7 protein-coding genes are annotated in these 18469 nt (G+C 57.6%); all 7 read left to right on the forward strand.

From position 1 onward, the window contains the following. The first annotated feature begins 51 nt into the window (after positions 1-51). The 7 genes from QZ408_RS03060 (at position 52) to QZ408_RS03090 (ending at position 17837) form a co-directional block, all read left to right on the forward strand. Positions 52-300: a hypothetical protein gene (locus QZ408_RS03060; RefSeq protein ID WP_292489680.1), complete on the forward strand. Its 249-nt coding sequence runs from the start codon at positions 52-54 to the stop codon at positions 298-300. Continuing rightward, the gene (locus tag QZ408_RS03065) at positions 242-4144 is read left to right on the forward strand and encodes a GH25 family lysozyme (protein WP_292489682.1); all 3903 of its coding nucleotides are present in this window, start codon (positions 242-244) and stop codon (positions 4142-4144) included. Before QZ408_RS03060 ends, QZ408_RS03065 begins: the two co-directional genes overlap by 59 nt. 632 nt (positions 4145-4776) lie before the next feature. Continuing rightward, the gene (locus QZ408_RS03070; RefSeq protein ID WP_292489683.1) at positions 4777-8370 is read left to right on the forward strand and encodes a PKD domain-containing protein; all 3594 of its coding nucleotides are present in this window, start codon (positions 4777-4779) and stop codon (positions 8368-8370) included. Between the two features lie 25 nt (positions 8371-8395). Beyond that, positions 8396-9154 (forward strand): hypothetical protein, encoded by a 759-nt coding sequence (locus QZ408_RS03075; protein WP_292489686.1) that lies wholly within the window; start codon positions 8396-8398, stop codon positions 9152-9154. 52 nt (positions 9155-9206) lie between these two features. Next, entirely contained in the window at positions 9207-12101 is a 2895-nt protein-coding gene (locus tag QZ408_RS03080) for a PKD domain-containing protein (RefSeq protein ID WP_292489688.1), read from the forward strand. Positions 12102-12403: 302 nt separating this feature from the next. After that, positions 12404-13135, forward strand: a complete 732-nt coding sequence (locus tag QZ408_RS03085; RefSeq protein ID WP_292489690.1) for a hypothetical protein — start codon at positions 12404-12406, stop codon at positions 13133-13135. 427 nt (positions 13136-13562) lie between these two features. Then, positions 13563-17837 carry a hypothetical protein gene (locus QZ408_RS03090; protein WP_292489692.1) on the forward strand — a complete coding sequence of 1425 codons (4275 nt, stop codon included), beginning with the start codon at positions 13563-13565 and terminating at the stop codon, positions 17835-17837. The last annotated feature ends 632 nt before the right edge of the window (positions 17838-18469 follow it).

Consider the following 18469-nt stretch of genomic DNA (forward strand, 5'->3'; position numbering starts at 1 on the left):
AACTCGTGGAGTCAGAGTATCACCGCCGCCTGCGAGAAACATGCCCAATTCGTGAGTCAGAGTATCACCGCCGCCTGCGAGAACTTACATGCCTTCGACACCGCCACCGTTCAGGACGTGACCCTGACTCTATACATCCACGATGGCAGTACGAGTGGTTCGTTGCTGTCAAATGTTCAGGTGACCGGTTCCGACGGTGCCGGGAACTCGTTCTCCAAGACCACCAGTTCAGGGAGGGTATGTGACGATTACCGGGAAACCCGGTACCTGGTCGTTCACCGCCTCGAAGAGTGGCTATAATTTCAATTCGTGGAGTCAGAGTATCACCGCCGCCTGCGAGAAACATGCCTACCTCACCGCCACCGTTCAGGACGTGACCCTGACTCTATACATCCACGATGGCAGTACGAGTGGTTCGTTGCTGTCAAATGTTCAGGTGACCGGTTCCGACGGTGCCGGGAACTCGTTCTCCAAGACCACCAGTTCGGGAGGGTGTGACGCTTACCTCATCCTTACATCTGGCAATGACAGGACGTTTGGCATTGATGTTTCGCACTGGCAAGGAGAGATAAACTGGAATAGTGTCCACAACTCCGGCAAATCATTTGCGTTTGTTAAGGCGACAGAAGGTAACGGATTCACGGATCCAAAATTTATAACAAATATGAACGGGGCATCAGCAAACGGAATGCTTGTTGGGGCATACCACTTTGCCAGGCCGGATTTAGGGAACAGTGCTACTGATGAGGCGAATTATTTTGTCGACATCGCAGGGGACTACATCTCCCAAGGCTATCTCAGACCTGCATTGGACCTGGAATACGGCGATGACTCTCTGGGAAAAGAAGCGCTTTCTGAATGGGTGAAAACCTGGGTTTCTACAGTTCACGCCAAAACAGGTGTATATCCGATAATCTATGTGAATCCAAATTATGCAACTAATTACTTAAATCGAGACATAAATCAAAATGATCTTTGGATCGCGCATTGGAAGTATGATCCGAGTTTAAGTCCAGACACTGGAATATGGACGAACTGGGCTTTTTGGCAATATAGTGATAAAGGTCAGGTTTCGGGAATCGAAGGGACTGTGGATTTGGATGTCTTCAACGGAGATCAGTCACTGTTACAAAATTATATTATAACTTCTGCAACCACACCATCCACCCGCGTTAAGCTAAACGTTCCGTATATTCATCAAGTGTATGATACAGCAGATGACTTTATAGGCTGCTGGGCTTGCGCACCAACATCAGCGGTAATGGTACTGGCATACCACGGTTTAATCGAAAAAGATCCGATACAGATATCAAGTATTTCCTACGGATCAAAACCCCCTGCTCATGTGAGCGATTATGGAAAATACGTCTCTAGAGAATATCAGTATGGAAATACAGCATTTTCAACCGAATCCAAAGAATATATCCCCAATATTGGATGGGCTACAGGAAAAGGTGCATGGGGTTACATATGGACAGGATCAGTGACTGGAGTAGCTGACGGGCTGGAATCGTATTTGAAACTTCATGATTTAGAGGTTGAATTTATAGCAAGCCCCACAGCAGAACAGGGTAAGACGATAGTTATCGATGAAATAGACAACAACTCTCCGTTAATTGCAAGAACTTATCTCACAAGTAGTGGTCACTATGCTGTAATTACTGGATACGAGATTGAGAGTAACGGGGAAATCTCGTACTATGTAAACGATCCGTTTGGAAAGGAAGGGTGCTATCACAAGGACTATGGGACATACACAAACGAGATCGCACAACCGGTGAAATATTCCTACTCCGATATGGGACTGGGTGAACCATCACGAGGATTATTTAAAGTTACTTCGAGATTACCGACTCCAGCAGAGCCCTCGGTCAGCACAAGCCCGGCGACCTCGGTCGACTCCTCATCAGCCATCCTGAACGGCTACCTCTCGTCGATGGGTGGAGCGTCTTCGTGCACAGTTTACTTCGAATATGGCACCACGAAATTGTACGGCTCTACGACAGGCACTCAGACAAAGAGTTCGACCGGCACGTTCAGCCAGGCATTCACAGGGCTCTCGCCCGGGACAACGTATCACTACCGTGCAGTAGCCTCCAACAGTGCCGGAACGGTTTGCGGTGCTGATACGATGTTCATGACCAGCAGTTCGGCGACTGCACCGGTAGCCAATTTCATCGGCACTCCAGCAGGTGGCACCGCCCCGCTCACAGTGCAGTTCACCGATACCTCAACCGGCGATCCGACCGCATGGTTCTGGGACTTCGGGGACGGCAGCGCCTCAACCGAGCAGCACCCTATCCACACCTATACAGCGGCGGGAATGTATTACGTTAATCTCACCGTCAGCAACAGCGAAGGCTCGAACACACTCACTCAAACGGACCCGATTGCAGTCCTCCAGTACGGCGACGTAGATTTCGATGGCAGAGTGGGGCTCGCGGATGCACTTAGAATCCTTCACCATGTTGTGGGGCTGCGAAACATCACCGAGCCCCTTGCCCTCATGCAGGGCGACCTGCATCGGAACGATCTCCTCGATGTCGGGGATGCGCAGATTATCGCACACTATCTCATAATGCGTGATACCCTGACACCCCGCGTTTCCGGAACGGATTCGGGCAGCGTCGATATCGCTGTCGTTCCCGGTACCCGGGCGATTCCTGCCGGAGAGCAGGCAACGATCGACATCACACTCGTCGACGCGGAAAATGTCGGCTCCTATGATATCACGGTGAGATGGGACCCTGCTGTACTCGATCTGATTCCAGAGAACAATATCACCTTCCCGGAATCTGGGGTCTGGAACGTCACTGCCGGAGAAGCTCACCTTGCCGGTATCCTCTCAAGAGCAGTGAATGGAAGTCTGACTCTCTGCACACTGAAATTCACTGCCATCGGTTCGCCCGGCAGCAGTTCCCTCGTCACCATCCCGGACAGGGAGTGTAGCGTCCTGAAGGCTTACTCCTGCAACTCGATACCCTTCACGATCTCGACTGCAACGGTGACCGTCAACGAACCCACTCCGGTCGCAAGCTTCACCGCGAACGCTACCTCCGGCACCGCTCCTCTTCCGGTACAGTTCACTGATCTCTCCACAGGCGACCCGACCACATGGTCCTGGACCTTCGGTGACGGCGCGACCTCCACCGAACGGCACCTCATCCACACCTACACCGCGCCGGGCACCTATACTGTAAGCCTGACCGTTACAAGCGCAGGCGGCTCAAACACCACGACCCGGGCCGGCTACATCACGGTCTCCCGGGCACCCGGGCAGGGCATCCTCTGGGACGTCCCCCTGAGCATCACCAGCGGAACGTTTAACCGGACAGTGATCCTGGGCTCGGCGGAATCCGCTACCCGTGGATTCGATGCAGAACTGGATCTTCCCGCGCCTCCGGAACCTCCAGGAACCAGTGAGTCGGCCTACTTCACCTGCACTGACCCGACATTCGGACAGCTCGCCGCCGACTACAAGCCCCCGGTCGATGACACCAACCCCGAAGCGTTCTGGACGCTCTTCATCCGCTCCGACGAGCCGGTGCAGGTTGCGTGGAATACGACGCTCCTTGCCGAGAGCGTTCTCTCCCTGACCTGGGACGACGGGATGAATACCATCGCGATGAAGACGACGAACGGTACCACCCTCCCTGCCGGGAGTTACAACGTCAATATCTCTGCCAGCACCGCCCGGCAGATGGACCTTCCCCTGAAGGGGGGCTGGAACCTGGTCTCCACGCCCTTCAACAATGCAGCGTATACTGTCCCGGAGGGCGCTATACTCGCGATCTACGGCTACAACCCATCGACGAAGGGCTATGAAACCGTGTCCGGGGTCACGGCGCTTGTGCCCGGCAAGGCATACTGGATCGCTTCGGCCCGTAACTGTACCGTCACGATGACCGGAACGCCGGTCATCCCGGTCACGGCACAGCTCAAGCAGGGGTGGAACCTGATCGGAAGTACGGCCGGTCGAAACGCCTTTGACGGTATCGCGATAACCCCCGCAGGGTCGTGGGCGATGGCGTTTGTGTATGGATACAATCCACAGACGAAGAGTTATGTCCCGATTACCGAGCTGCAGCCGGGCGAAGGATACTGGGGTGCGGTGACCCGGGATTGCACCATCACCCTTCCCTGAACCTTTTTACTCCACCATTGACATGCGCCATCGGTGATCTTAAAGTGTACACCGGGGAGTCTTGCCGGAAGGGTGAAGAACGAAAGCGCTTGAGGAGGCAGGTTTTCAGGGCGGTTTCGACGAGAGGGAGAGGAGATACTGAGCTGCAACGTTCCGGGTGCTACCTCCGGAGAGGGAGTGGAAAACAGTATCCCGGCCGCGGTTTGGGTGACGGAAGAGAAAAGAGCCAGGGAGGGCGAGGGAAGGTCCACAATGTGAGTAAGTTTCATTTGAAAGAGATCTTTTTTCCGAAACGTGGACAGTATAGCCTGAAAAAATTGAATAGATTTAAATATTCAGGATAGAACCATTCCTGCATAGCCTGTTTGAGCAAGGCTTGATGCAGAAGAGCGATGAGCCGGGTCCGGACCACGCCGCATCCCGAATGGCTGCAATCGCCGGGTAGCGGGTAAGACGCTCTGGCGGATCTTTCCAAAAAACTACATGATGCCCCTGGGGCCACAGGCATACCGGATGAAAAAGGGGGGGAATTTTCATACGAAAACGGCGGAGAACAGACGCCTGAAGAGATTTGTGAGCCGAAGCAGATATGGAGAGATGCGCGAGCGGCTCTCGTAGAGAGGTTGATACCTGTGAAGAAGTATTCACTGTCAGTATTGTTCTTTGCACTCTGCATGCTGGTTACGGCTGCGGGTGCTGCATGGATCGAGGCGCCGGGAGGAGTACTAGCGCCCGAATCGACCGGGGTCTTCCCGGTCTCCGCCGTCGGTCTGACGGATGCCCAGGGGGTTCATTTTAACCTGACGTTTGATGGCACCCTGCTGTCGGTCGAGAGCGTCTCGGCCAGTAGTGCAATCACGGGTTCCAACGTTACCGCAAACATCGATAACGAAGGCGGATGGGTACAGGTGGCCGTCACGAACCCAGAGGGCATAACCGTCAACGAGACATGGCCGTTAACCCCGCTGGTTGATATCACGTTCCGTTCCACCACGAACGAAGGGGCGTCGGCAATAGAGTTTGCGGGTACTCCGACGTACAGTCAGGGCGGGGATTTCATGCCGGAGGAATTTTGGACCAACTTCGGAAGGATTAAGGTTGGAGATCCTGCAACGATCCGGGCCCCCTCCGGCACGCTGGCCTACGGTGAGTCCAGAACCTTTGCCGTCGGCGTGAACAATCTCACCGGTGCAACGCAGATCTGGTTCGAGCTGATGTATGATGGGTCGCACCTCGTCATCGACGATATCGCGCCGACACTGCCGAGCGCGGTGATAACCGGGGCCTTCGCCAATAATGGCATCTACGAGTTTGAACCGACAGCTCTTGAGTCCGTGCCCGAGGAGGTACGCCTGAATCTGCAGCAGTACCATGGTTCAAACTTGGTGTGGGTGGAGCTGGAGATCCCGGGTGGCCTTACAACCACGGGTTACACTGATGTCGTTGATATCACGTTCCGGCCGACCAATCTTACCGGTACCGGCGATCTCGATTTCTACTACCATTGTACGTACCAGGATGAAAATGAGTCGACACAACTCTTCGATCTCCAGGTCCCGGGCCAGATCGTAACGAACGGCGGCGGCAGTTATCCGGTCCTCGGCGAGTTCAAAGCCCCATCGGGCACTGTTGATACCGGCTCGCAGAAAGTGCTTCCCCTCATGGTCCGGTCCCTGAACAACGCAGAAGAAGCGTATGTCTGGGCTGAGTGGAACTCAACCGTAATAAATGCCACATCGCTATCCCTGAGTGCAACCGCACGGGACGCAGGTGTGACACTTGAGGGGGGTGATGTCTATTCTTATGTGTATGACAACATCTCGGTCGGGTATCTGTATGCCTATGTCGGGAACCTGACGAGGCTGAACACGGCGTCATGGACCCCTCTTCTCGACCTCACGGTGAGGGCAAACGCCACGTCGGGCCGGATCCCGGTGAATATCTCCGGGAGCTCGAGTACGATCCCTCGTGAGAATGTCTCCATCGCTTACCCACCCGCGTCGCTTGAGAACGGGCTGATCATCCTCGACGCCATGCCCGTCGACGCCATGCAGATCGGTCTCGGCGACGTCGGGGCGGCAAAGGGACAGACCACGCAGGCACTACTGACCATCCGCAACGCATCGGACGTCAGTGCGGGAGGTCTCGACATGACCTACGATCCCGCCGTCGTGACGGTGGATGCCGTGCATTTTGCGTCGCCCTGGAGCGGTGCTTCAAATATCAACAACACGAACGGAAAGGTACGTCTAGTCTACTACTCCAATTCCGGCTACGGCCAGAGCGGAGACGTGCTCATCTGCACCGTGACGCTGAGAGCAACCGGGGAGCCCGGCGACATCAGCCCGCTGAACATCACGATAGATTATCTCGATGGTGATGGTGGTAGAGACATCACATCTGCCGCCCGGCCGCTCCCCGGCGAGTTCCAGGTGCTGTATCCCGACACTCCCGATCCTATCCGGTACCGCGACGCCGGCGGCCTTTACAAGGGCATCCAGAGCGGGAACACGCTGTACTTCGGTGAAGAGGGCCTGAACCTCACCTGCCTCGGCAGCGTGCAGCGGCTGGTCCACTACAGCAACTTCTCGGCCGGCGCCGTGGATGCAGTCCTCTACGTGCCCGACTGCCGCTCCTTCGATCCGGTAGCCGGGGGGAACCTGACCTCCGGGCGCTACTACGCCTGGGGAGGTGACGGGATTCTCGGCGGCAGACCCTGGGTTGAGATCCGGGAGCCGTGCACCGGGCTGGATATTCTCCTGGGCGGCACGAACACCTCCGTCGACGGCACCTCCCTCACCCGCAACGCCGTTCTCGATTTCGCGCTGGAGAACAACCTTGGAGGTCTCCACACAACCCCGGCGGCCATCGCTATGGATATCGAGGTCACGATGCCCGGCGGCGGGAGACTGATGCGGTTTGGTGGTGTGGACCTGAGGGGCATTCCCGTCAACGCTTCAACGGTATACGCCCGCGGGATCTCCTTAAACGATACCGATCCCGGAACCTATACCGCAAGGGCTGTCTGGCCGTCGGCGAGCGACTTTGCCGGAAAGGGATACAACTCGAACATTGTATCGTTTGAGATCATCAGGAATGCAACCCCTCCCGTCGCCGCCTTCACCGCGAACGTCACCTCCGGCCCCTCTCCCCTCACCGTCCGGTTCACCGACACATCAACCGGTAGTCCCACCAACTGGTTCTGGTCCTTCGGCGACGGTTCATTCTCGCTGGAGCAGCACCCCATCCACACCTACACCGCGCCGGGCACCTACAACGTCAGCCTGACCGTGACGAACGCTGCCGGTTCGAACACCACGACCCGGGCCGGCTACATCACGGTCTCCCGGGCACCCGGGCAGGGCATCCTCTGGGACGTCCCCCTGAGCATCACCAGCGGAACGTTTAACCGGACAGTGATCCTGGGCTCGGCGGAATCCGCTACCCGTGGATTTGATGCAGAGCTGGATCTTCCCGCGCCTCCGGAACCTCCAGGAACCAGTGAGTCGGCCTACTTCACCTGCACTGACCCGACATTCGGACAGCTCTCCGCCGACTACAAGCCCCCGGTCGATGACACCAACCCCGAAGAGATCTGGACGCTCTGCATCCGCTCCGACGAGCCGGTGCAGGTTGCGTGGAATACGACGCTCCTTGCCGAGAGCGTTCTCTCCCTGACCTGGGACGACGGGATGAATACCATCGCGATGAAGACGACGAACGGTACCACCCTCCCGGCAGGGAGTTACAACGTCAATATCTCGGCCAGCATCGCCCGGCAGATGGATCTTTCCCTGCAGGAGGGCTGGAACCTGGTCTCCACGCCCTTCAGCAATGCAGCGTATACCATCCCGGAGGGCGCTATCCTCGCGATCTACGGCTACAACCCATCGACGAAGGGCTATGAAACCGTGTCCGGGGTCACGGCGCTTGTGCCCGGCGAGGCCTACTGGATCGCTTCGGCCCGTAACTGTACCGTCACGGTGACCGGAACGCCGGTCATCCCGGTCACGGCCCAGCTCAAGCAGGGGTGGAACCTGATCGGAAGCACGGCCGGTCGAAACGCCTTTGACGGTATCGCGATAACCCCCGCAGGGTCGTGGGCGATGGCGTTTGTGTATGGATACAATCCACAGACGAAGGGCTATGTCCCGATTACCGAGCTGCAGCCGGGTGAAGGATACTGGGGTGCGGTGACCCGGGACTGCACCATCACCCTCCCCTGAGTTTTTTATGGCCACAGGGATTACCATGAACCGGACTGCCATCGCCCTTGCCGGGCTTGGACTGCTGTTGATGTTGGGTACTCCGGCAACCGCCTGGACGACAGATATCTCTCTCTCGTCAGAGGGCAGAACTGAAGTCCTGACGCTCGGCTCCGAAGACGGGGCCTCCGACGGGTTCGACGCGGGGATGGATATCCCTCTCCCCCCGCCGCCACCGTCGTCATCGTTCTCTGCCCACCTTGTCGGGAACGGTCTCTTCGAGATGTTGCGGACCGAGATCAGGGCCACGCACTCCTGGAGCATCTACGTAGCCTCCGGGGGGGAGATCGATATTGCCTGGAACGCCGCCCCGGTCCCTCTTACGATGACCCTCGGTGAAGACCGGTTCTCCTTAACCGAGTCCGGCCACCACTCCCTCAGCTCCGGGGAGTACAGGATATCCATTCAAGGGGCCCAGAGTCCAGCCTCTTCCGGGCCGGCGGGCGGCCCCGGTGGTGATTCTTCGTCATCTGGCTCTACAGTGTCGGAAACACCGCCAGCGGCCGCTCCGACGGCATCGCCACTCCCCACGGCGGCGCCCGACCAGGTCCAGGGAAGCATGCCCCTACCGCCTGCTACCCTTACGCCGGACATTCCAGTTCGGAATACCTCAGACCTCACACCAGAGAGGCATCAGGCCCCTCGTCCGGCGGAGGCGAACCAGGCGCCCGGGTTCGGGGCGCTTCTGACCCTTCTTGGTGTAGGTGCACTGATATTCACCCTGAGAGATCAGCAGATGAGATAGGTGTGTTACCATGATTCAGAGAAAAATCTTGATGTTCTGCATTGCCCTCTGTGTGCTTACCGGAGGAGCAAGCGCTCTGCCGGAGGATTCCTGGCTTGAGAACATAACGGTTACCTCCGGGACCTTTGTGCAGACTGTGACGTTTGGGACGAACGAAAACGGGAGCGACGGTTACGATCAGGGTCTTGACCTGCTCGCCCCCCCGGCTTCACCGGATCCGGAGTCGCCTAATGTGTATTTCCAGATTGCACAGGGCATGTTTAAACAACTCTATGGCGACATCCGATACATCCTGAATGCTGATAACCCGGAACATGTCTGGACGCTACAGGTCCGCTCGACAAATGATGATGCCCTGCTCGCGTGGGATCCCGCGACACTCCCGGCGGACGTTACCTTCATCCTGAGTGCAGCCGGGTCGGAGTACGACATGAAGGAGGTCACATCGGTATCTCTGACGAAGAGTACGGGGTATGTCCCGGTAACAATTCGGGCAAGGTATCCTCCGACTGCAGCGCCTGTTGCAAACTTTACGGCAAACAGGACCTCGGGCACCGCTCCCCTCGCCGTCCGGTTCACCGACACCTCGACCGGCAACCCGACCACATGGGCCTGGGACTTCGGTGATGGGAACACCTCGACGGAGCAGAACCCCGTTCACACCTACACAACCGCCGGTGTTTACACCGTTCGCCTGACGGTGCGGAACGCAGAAGGTGAGGACTCCATAGTTAAGGAGGACGCCATCACCGTCGAGACAGCACCGCCCGTCTGGCGCGAGAACATAACGGTTACCTCCGGGACCTTTGTGCAGACTGTGACGTTCGGGACGGACGAAAACGGGAGCGACGGTTACGATCAGGGTCTTGACCTGCTCGCCCCCCCGGCTTCACCGGATCCGGAGTCGCCTGATGTGTATTTCCAGATTGCACAGGGCATGTTTAAACAACTCTATGGCGACATCCGATACATCCTGAATGCTGATAACCCGGAACACGTCTGGACGCTACAGGTCCGCTCGACAAATGATGATGCCCTGCTCGCGTGGGATCCCGCGACACTCCCGGCGGATATCGCCTTCACCCTGAGTGCAGCCGGGTCGGAGTACGACATGAAGGAGGTCGCATCGGCATCCCTGACGAAGAGTACGGGGTATGTCCCGGTGACCATTCGGGCAAGGTATTCTCAAACTGCAGCGCCTGTTGCAAACTTTACGGCAAACAGGACTTCAGGCACCGCTCCCCTCGCCGTCCGGTTCACCGACACCTCGACCGGTGAGATCACCGCGTGGTCATGGGACTTCGGGGATGGGAACACCTCCAGTGAGCGGGACCCCGTTCATACCTACATCACCCCCGGCAACTACACCGTCGCGCTCACGGTATCAAACGGCCATGCGGAGGACACGATGAGAAAGGAGCACTACATCCAGGTGCAGAAACCGCTCCCAAGCGCCGAACTCATCTTCAACGTCAATTACAACCGGGGTACATCGAACGACAGTATTGCAAGCGGCACATCTCCCTGCAGCCTGACGTACTACACAGGTGTTCACAACCCCCGGGAAAACCAGGAGAGTATCCTCGGCGACCTCGTGTTTGTCCTCGATGCGCCGGAGATCGTCAGCGTCAGCTCCGGGACGTGCGCGGAGATCAACGGGACGCGAGTGACCTGGACTATCCGCTCTCCGGCCGCGATCAACCCGGGTACTGGGTCATCGACCTCGGCAGCGACATCGGCGACTGCAGACCGGACATCTGGCGTGACGCTGGAACGCTCCTGCAACAGGACCGTCTTCACCGAAGCGGGCGTGCAGCAGGTCACCCTGAACATCACCTTTGATACCGTCGATCTCGACAACCTCTGGGGCAGGATCGAATGCACCAATACTACCGACGTCGGATCTGCATTTGTCCCGGGCACGATCTCGACCGACCTCCCTCTCCGCGGCCTCAGTGAAGGGCGTGCAGGAGTCCATTTCATGGTCGACCGTTTCCGGGTGGAGACCGGCCGGCAGTATACCCTCTCCTGTGCAGTGGAAGTCGATCCCCTCCGGCCGGTGGCCTATGCCCCGGCCTGTGCGGTCTGGGAAGTCCGGAACTCGACATCGGCGGTCGCGCCCGCGGGAACCGCAGTGACCCTTCCTGCGGAACTCCTCCCGCAGAGCGTCAACAGCGTTGCATTCTCCTCGGCGACCCCCTGTGAGTGGACGTGTATCCAGAACGAGCACATCATCACCAGCCTCTATCAGCGGGCCGTCCCGGTGTCGGCGCCGGCGGCAAACTTCACCGCGGACGTCACGAGCGGCACCGCGCCGCTCGCGGCGCGGTTTACCGACACCTCGACCGGTGAGATCACCGCCTGGTCCTGGTCCTTCGGCGACGGGAACACCTCGACGGAGCAGCACCCGACCCACACCTACACCGCCCCCGGTATCTATACCGTGAGCCTGACTGCAACCAATGCCGGCGGCAGCAGCACTGAGAGTAAGACCGATTATATCACGGTAATGGCTCCTCCACCGGTGGCGAACTTCAGCGCGGACGTCACTGTCGGCCCCGCGCCGCTCGCGGTGCGGTTTACCGACGCTTCGACCGGTGAGATCACAGTCTGGTCCTGGTCCTTCGGCGACGGGAACACCTCGACGGAGCAGAACCCGGTCCACACCTACGGGGCGCCGGGGAACTACACCGTGAACCTGACGGTCAGCACCGGAACCGGCTCCGCCATGCTCTCCCGACCCGGCTACATCACCGTCACGGCTCCGAAGGGCGACGTCACAGGCGACGGCATCGTCGACATCAGCGACGTCGCCCGGGTGGCCTACATGGTCGTCGGGAAGGAGCCAGAAGATCTTGCCGCCGACTTCAACGGGAACGGCGCAGTCGACATCGGCGACGCCGCAAAGATCGCCTACTTCTTCGTCGGGAAGATTGGGGCGCTGTGAGGGGAAGGGTATCCCCGACCCCCTCCCTCCTGCGCAACAATCCCGGCAGCGGGTTTCCCCCGTGTTGCGGGGGGCCGTTGTACCCGAACTTCCGGATCCGTACCCGGCCGCCGGGAGTGATCTCTCCCCGATTCGTCATATCACCACCGTTTTCCGTTACCTGAACAATCCGTCGTATTACAGCCAACAGGCTCTCTGTACACACAAAACACAAGTATAATAGCACATAAAATCAAAAAAGAACCTCAACGAGGTCGATAATGAGATTTCCCACCCTTATAGTATTCTGCCTGACGGTATGTATGCTGGCTGGAACCGTGAGCGCGGAAACCCGGATCGCAATCCCGGAAGGCTCCTTTGAGGGCACCGCCGACCTTCCCGTCATCATCTCCGGGATCACGGCGGCGACAGGCGTGTCGTTTGAACTGTCCTACGACAAAGACATCGTCCGTATTGAGAACATCACCGCAAGCAGCGAGATCCCGGGGTCGAACGTAATACCCAGGATCGACAACGACGCGGGGTATGCGAAGGTGGCCGTCCCCAACACTGAAGGGATCTCCGCCGCAGAGCCGGCCTCTCTTGCTGTCATCCGGCTCACCCGCGTCGGGCCCGGCGGGGGCACCGTGACCCTCCGGGAACCCCGGTGGAGCGATACGCACTTTGTGACGAAGACCTTTGATGTCGTCGAGAGCGGAAACATAGTCTCCCTGGAGACCGTGACGCCGGCGGAGACCGTTACGTCGTCTTCCAGCTCAGGGGGCTCTTCCTCCTCATCCAGCGCTTCTATAGCGACCCCGACCCCCGGGAGTACTGCGACCCCTGCGGTCACCGCAACCGTCCCCCGGGCAACCACCGTGCTGCCGGTATCTCCGAACGATACCGTCGAACCCCCCCCTGCCGCATCCCGGGGTGTAGCTGCAGAGGGTACGCAATCGCCCGCCACTCCGAAGGCAGCTCCGGGCTTCTGTACGGGGACTGTTGTTACAGCGGGGCTCTCAGGCATCGCGCTTCTGCTGTATCGCCGCTCCTGATGGATTACGGTGTATGCAGCCCCGCGGCATCTCTTTTTTTGCCGGGAATTTCTATCGCTCGTGTGACGTTTATCTTCAGGAGTAGGGAGACGTTACATTTTTTCACGACGATATGTTAAGCTCTATTCGAAAGAGATCTTTTTTTCAAAACGTGGATATTATAGCCTGAAAAAAATTGAATAGATTTAAATACTCAGAATAGGACAATTTCCTGCATAGCCTGTTTGAGCAAGGCTGGCGCAGAAGAGCGATGAGCCGGGTCCGGGCTACGCCGCATCCCGAATGGCTGCAATCGACGGGTAGCGGGTAAGACGGCCTGATGGATCTTCCCGAAAAAAGCGGCGAAGAACAGGCGCCTGAAGCGACTTGTGAGTCGAAGCACGAACGGAGAAATGCGCAAACGGTTCTCGTAGAGAGGTTGATACCTATGAAGAAGTATTCACTGACAGTATTGTTCTTTGCACTCTGCATGCTGGTTACGGCCGCGGGTGCTGCAGATATCGTCGCCCCGGGGCATCCCCACGGGGGACTCTTGCCCCCGGGCTCGTCCGGGGTCTTCCCGGTTGCCGTCGGCGGTCTGACGGACGCTCAGGGGGTTCATTTTAACCTGACATTTAACAGCACCCTGTTGTCGGTCGAGAGTGTCTCGGCCAGCAGTGCAATCCCGGGTTCCAACGTTACTGCAATAAACCGCAATAACGAAGATGGATGGGTGCAGGTGGCCGTCACGAACACGGAGGGCATAACCGTCAACGAGACATGGCCGTTAACCCCGCTTGTCGATATCACGTTCCGTTCCACCGCGAACGAAGGGAAATCGGCAATGGAGTTTTCTGGTACTCCGACGTACAGCCAGGGTGAGGAGTTCACGCCGGTGGATTTTGCTGGGGTTTATGATGATGGCTTGATAGCGGTCAGGAACCCCTCGACGATCAAGGCCCCCTCCGGCACGCTGGCCTACGGTGAGTCCAGAACCTTTGCCGTCGGCGTGGACAATCTCACCGGTGCAACCCAGATCTGGTTCGAGCTGATGTATGATGGGTCGCACCTCATCATCGACGATATCGCGCCGGCGCTGCCGGGGGCGGTGATAACCGGGGCCTTCGCCAATAACGGCATCTACGAGTCTGAGCCAACCGCTCTTGAGTCCGTGCCCGAGGAGGTACGCCTGGAATTACAGCAGCATCCCCACATGAACATGATGTGGGTGGCACTGGAGATCCCGGGCGGCCTTACCGCCACGGGTTACACCGATGTAGTTGATATCACGTTCCGGCCGACCAATCTTACCGGCACCGGCGATCTCGATTTCTACTACCATTGTACATACCAGGATGAGAACGAGTCGACACAATTCTTCGATCTCCAGACCCCTGGCCGGATCGTAACCAACGGCGGCGGCAGGTATCCGGTCCTCGGCGAGTTCAAAGCCCCGTCGGGCACCATCGACGTCGGGTCGCAGAAAGTGCTTCCCCTCATGGTCCGGTCCCTGAACAACGCAGGAGGAGCGTATGTCTGGGCTAAGTGGAACTCAACCATAATAAATGTCACGTCGGTATCCCTGAATGAAGCCGCACGGGACGCAGGTGTGACGCTTGATGATTGCCAGTATAGTTCACACTATTACGAGCCGGTTGGATACCTGGAAGCTGGTATCGGGAACCTGACGAACCTGAACACGGCATCGTGGACCCCTCTTCTCGACCTCACGGTGAGGGCAAACGCCACGTCGGGCCGGACCCCGGTGAACATCTTTGGGACTGCATACACAATTCCCGGGGAGAACGTCTCCATCGTTTACCCGCCCGCTTCGCTTGAGAACGGGCAGATCTCCATCAATGTTCCGAAGAAGGCGGACCTAAATGTTACCCTTGTTCCCTGGCCCGATTACGTGAAGAAGTATGCCGACGGCAGCCTGCACTTCACCCAGACGATGATCATCGAGAACATCGGCACTAAGGCCGTCACCGAGAATTTCGATATCCGTGGGACATTCTTGTCGAAAGAGGCAGAGTTCCCTGTCTCGGGCGGCATTGCTCCGGGGGAAAACATCACCTATCACGTGACGATGCACGTCAAGCCCGACCATGTGGGAGGTACGGACTACGAGATGAGCGGCGGCCAGGGGCATGAGAGGTGGTATGATGTCACCACGGGCGGGGACGTCGGTGTGACAAAGGACGGAGACGATCCGTACACCATCAAGATCCAGGTTGATGTCGGTAACATCGTTGACGAGATCGATAAGGATAACAACGACGTAGAGGCAAACGTAACGGTCACCCGTCCGGATCTGGTCCCGGTCTGGGGGATGGAGTTTGTCGGTGGACCATCGTCAGGCAACACAACCATCCTTGAGACGTCACATGCCCCCGGCACCTGGAGGGTGACGTTCGGGGCAGAGAACATCGGCAAGGTCTTCGCCGTCCCGACCACCCTGAATTTCTCAGTAGATGGAGGGGCTCCGACGGTCTACTCCGTACCGCAGCTGGAGCCGGGCGAGAGGTGGACGACGACGGTCGACGTCACTGTCGGTCGTGCGTTCACGACGTACTGTGTCAAGGTCAACGCCAACCGGGCAGAGGCGGAGGAGGACTATGACAACAATAGCCTTACTGAATCCATTGGATCCACTGCGGTGACGGTCGCCTTCCCGACAGTCTACGGCTCGAGCGATGAGGATGATACTGAGGTAGCAATCTGGATCACAAACATATCGAGCACGGCGCCCGTTACGGAGTTCCAGCTACCCGTGAAATACGACCCGACGGTCTGTTATTACAACGGAACATCGGATGTGCTCGATGGAGTCGACGTTGAAAGTTCCTATGGGAGGGTTACGCTCATCGGAAAAGCGAAGAACCTGACGTCGCCGCTTGAGAGCAATACCAAAATCGCGACGCTCAAGATGCGGGCACGTACGGACTCCGGCAGGACTTCGGTTCTCGACTCGCAGAGGAGTGCATACGTAAAGACGACCGGGGGCGCGTTCCTCGATCTGGAGATCATCCGCGGCACGTTCGAACAAAAGAGCACGACTGATGCCTCCGTTGCCGTCTTCGCTCCACGTTCCGGCCCTGCCGGCCAGAACCAGACGGTCTCGGTGACGATCCAGAACCTGAAATCAAACAACGTCACCGTCTCCGCAAATCTGACCGCGAAAAACGAGACCACGAGTATGACTCTGTGGGAGATGCCGGATATCAATCTCACCGGGCGTGCGAGCAGGACATTCACCATCGATACGTGGCAGCCGACCGCTGGTGGCACCTATCTCCTGAGCGCGACCATCACCGGCGATAATGCTACAGAGAATAACATTGCTTCGCGGAACATCGCTATCGACGACTACCGGCTGGAGATTACCGATAGTCCGAACAGGTGGTACTGGGATTCCTGGTACGGTTATAACCGGTCCGTCCTGAAAAACGAACATCTCTGGCTCGGAACGTACTTCACGGCGAACCAGTCGGGCATGGTGAATGCAACCCTTTCCATCACGTACCCCGACGGGACGCCGGCCGATGGATCCGCATTTGAATTCCACCACTACTACCCGGCACAAAACCCCGTGTACGCGTACGACTCGGAGTGGAACTGTGTAGCCTGGTACTACGTCACACCAAAGGAGCTTGGAGACTTCAACTACAGCATCACGCTCGAGGCGCGGGGTACGAACGCTTACGTCAACGGCACCATCAGGGTCAGGGAGCCCAATGTCGACATCAAGGTGATGAACACAACCCTGGTCACGGACGAACCGTCAAAGACCATGGAGTTCCTGGTCTTCAACCGGACCCCATCCGAAAACAGAAAAGTGCAGATTCTCCTCTCGGCTGGCGCCGACGGCAGGACCCTGCAGGGGCTGGAATCGCTCATCGGGTACCCGCATGGCTGTCCGGAGCAGGTGATGAGCCCGGCGCTCGCGGCGCTCCGCGTGAAGCAGTACTATGAGGAGCGTGGCGCTCTGAACGACAGGATCAACAACACGGTGCAGACGGCGATGCAGAACGCGCTCAACCACATGAACCCACCGAACGGCTATAACGCCCAGCAGCTTGCAGACCAGTCGTACGGTGACGGGTCCGGCGGATGGGCATGGGGTAAAAGTACATGGTCAACCCCCTCGATGTTCTATACGTTCTACCCGAACTACGTGATCACCGAGTTACTGAGGGATAACGATACCGCGTTCTGGAATGTCGATGCAAACATGGACCAGATCGACCTCAACGCGAGCGCGAACTGGTTGATTGGGAAGCAGAAGGATGAAGGGCGCTGGAGCGACTGGGGCTACATATCAAATGACGTCGAGTGGACCGGATTCATATCCGAGAACCTCGCAAACGAGCACCGATATCTGAATCTTACCATGCGGGGAGCGGTGAATGCATCGCTTGAGAAGTCCTGCGACTGGCTGCTGAAACACGATTACACGAATGAGTACCAGAATGAAAACACACAGGCACTCTCCTATGCAATCCTCGGGCTTGTCGCGATACGCGACCATGGTATTGGTGATACCGCAACGATCAACACTACGATCAACGGGTTAGAGACCCTGGAGGAACAGCTGCTCCAAAAGGTTAAGGCTACTCCCTCCGGGTCTGAGATTTATTGGTCTGATTCCAGCAGGTGGGATACCTACGAATCGACGGCAAGCGCGGTCCTTGCCCTCAACAGGGCCTGGCATGCTCGCTGATAATTTATCCGGTGGTATCACCCACCTGATTGGCAACCGTGCCGGGCGCTCCTACTCCGGTGGATGGGGCAGCACGCGGACCAGTGCTGCGGTCATCAATACGCTGACCGGGGTCGTGCCGGAGAAACCTGTGGGTCTTCACTGTGGATGCCGAGATCAAGAGACTGGATGGTAAATCAGTCTGGTCATGCACAACGGTATCAAGTTCAACGAGACCTCGTTCGGTTTTGAACACACTCTGTTGATTGGTGAACTGAACGCGCTGTATGGATCCGGGTGTGCTGAACGACACTGCAAAGGTCATCATCAGCAACAAGAGTGATGTAGAAGCGGAGAACCCCTCAAACTGAGCGTCTCGATCGACAGTTTCGAGCAGGTCCCGGAGAGCCTCGCGAAAGACACTATCCCCGACATGCATCGATCCGATCGCGACCGACTTTGAACTCGCAGATCGACATTCCGGCGCCGGAGTCGTTGAAGAAAGGAGACAAGCGTTTTGTCGAGTTTACCATCGACAATACCAAAGATGACTCCATAGACCAGAATACCATGATCATCGAGATCCCGATCAGCAACGAAGTCAACTTCACCGGCAACGCTACCGGGGCCGATACGGCGCTACCTCACAGACG

The organism is Methanoculleus sp. 10 (genome assembly GCF_913757945.1).
In the GTDB taxonomy this organism is placed as follows: domain Archaea; phylum Halobacteriota; class Methanomicrobia; order Methanomicrobiales; family Methanoculleaceae; genus Methanoculleus.

Coding starts and splice junctions, on each gene's coding strand:
- QZ408_RS03075 (WP_292489686.1), top strand. CDS start 8,396: ATGAACCGGACTGCCATCGCCCTTGCCGGGCTTGGACTGCTGTTGATG.
- QZ408_RS03085 (WP_292489690.1), top strand. CDS start 12,404: ATGCTGGCTGGAACCGTGAGCGCGGAAACCCGGATCGCAATCCCGGAA.
- QZ408_RS03090 (WP_292489692.1), top strand. CDS start 13,563: ATGAAGAAGTATTCACTGACAGTATTGTTCTTTGCACTCTGCATGCTG.